We start from the raw sequence: 1,305 nt of genomic DNA on the forward strand, positions 1-1,305 counted from the left end.
TGCTGCGCCGCCTTGACGCAGCTAAGGGATTGGGGCAAGAGCCCCACGACGCGAGCGATTCGGCCCCCAGCCTCCCGGTGCTCACCTCGCACTTCGGCTTCTCGAACACCTGCTGCGGCCGCGCTCGAGCCGCCTGACAACTCGTTCAGCTTGGCAATAGTCTGCTTGTCAGGATCGACACGCCCGTCCGCTCCTTTCCACCCGAAGTGCTTCAGCTGAAAGGCCTGGATGCCCTTCTTGGTCTTCGGACCACAGATGCCGTCGACCACGAGCGGAGGTTCAGGCCGGCCTTGATCCGGCGGGACGTCGTTCAGCGCGCGTTGGATCACCATCACATCGTTCTTCTGGTTCGCACCATTGATGCCGACGGAGGCGGTAATCGCAATGGTTCCGCCGCCCCCGCCACTCAAAAGCAGGGGCCGGCAGACGCCATCAACGTGACGAGCGATGAATCCGGTGGACATTGTCTAATTCCTTTTTTGTCCGTTGTCCCGTTTCCTTTGAGAGACACCAAGTGACGATCACTCTCCACGACGCCTCGTCTGTGCCGATCAAGAGGACGATACGATATTAGCCGGGCCACCCCACAAGTGGTCAGAGTCAGACAAGCCGCCGATGAGCGTGTCGTCGCCGGGGCCGCCAACGATCACCATCCGCTGCTCGGTGGGTCCGCCGGTGCCGGCACCGCCCTGACCTGTCACGACGTCGTCACCCGCGCCGGTGACAGGCTGCCAGGCCGCGGTCTCCGTGATCGTCACGTTGACGTCGCCATCGCCGTCCTGATCGGCGCCGAGGTCACCGACCGTCATCTCGTCGGGGCCGTCGGTACCGACAAGAATCACGAACTGGGAGGCTGTGCTCGGGTTGTCGGCAAGGTCGACCTCCGCGATGAACGTCAACGCAACGGTGATCTTGGACATGTTCTCCCCCGAGGCTTCTGTCGTGGAGGTTCACGATAGGCGCTCTTTGCGGGCGGGTCACTACGAAGGTACGTAGGAATCGTCTGTCGACGACCGATGAGCCATCCATTTGGGGTCTAGGCAGCTCTTCTGTATCGAGAGAGGGAAGAGCCGTAAGCCAGATTACCGCGGTCGCCTTCGTTAAGGGCCCGGAGGGCTACAGTACGACGCTGGCTGGCACAGCGAAAACGGCCAAGTCGCGGACGGCGTCGACGGAGCTGCCGAAGCCGAAGGTTGGCGACTGGAAGGTGTCAGAGATAGACCCTGTCTATCCGGCTCCCCAATCGACAGAGCAGCTCGTAGGGAGCCGCGCCGACGGCGGCTGCCATCTCGCGCACGTCGATGC

The 1,305-nt window shown here is 62.6% G+C and carries 2 protein-coding genes; both read right to left on the reverse strand.

The genetic code is table 11. From position 1 onward, the window contains the following. Positions 1-464, reverse strand: a 464-nt coding sequence (locus GEV06_28510) for a hypothetical protein (GenBank protein ID MPZ21794.1), incomplete at its 3' end; no start/stop codon positions are given. Positions 465-551: 87 nt separating this feature from the next. Then, positions 552-920, reverse strand: a complete 369-nt coding sequence (locus GEV06_28515; protein ID MPZ21795.1) for a hypothetical protein — start codon at positions 918-920, stop codon at positions 552-554. Between the last annotated feature and the right edge of the window lie 385 nt (positions 921-1,305).

The sequence above is a fragment of the Luteitalea sp. genome, assembly GCA_009377605.1.
Classification (GTDB): domain Bacteria; phylum Acidobacteriota; class Vicinamibacteria; order Vicinamibacterales; family Vicinamibacteraceae; genus WHTT01.

What these genes read in the sequence shown, in the direction of transcription:
- GEV06_28515 (MPZ21795.1), bottom strand. Translation starts at nt 920, where the DNA reads ATGTCCAAGATCACCGTTGCGTTGACGTTCATCGCGGAGGTCGACCTT.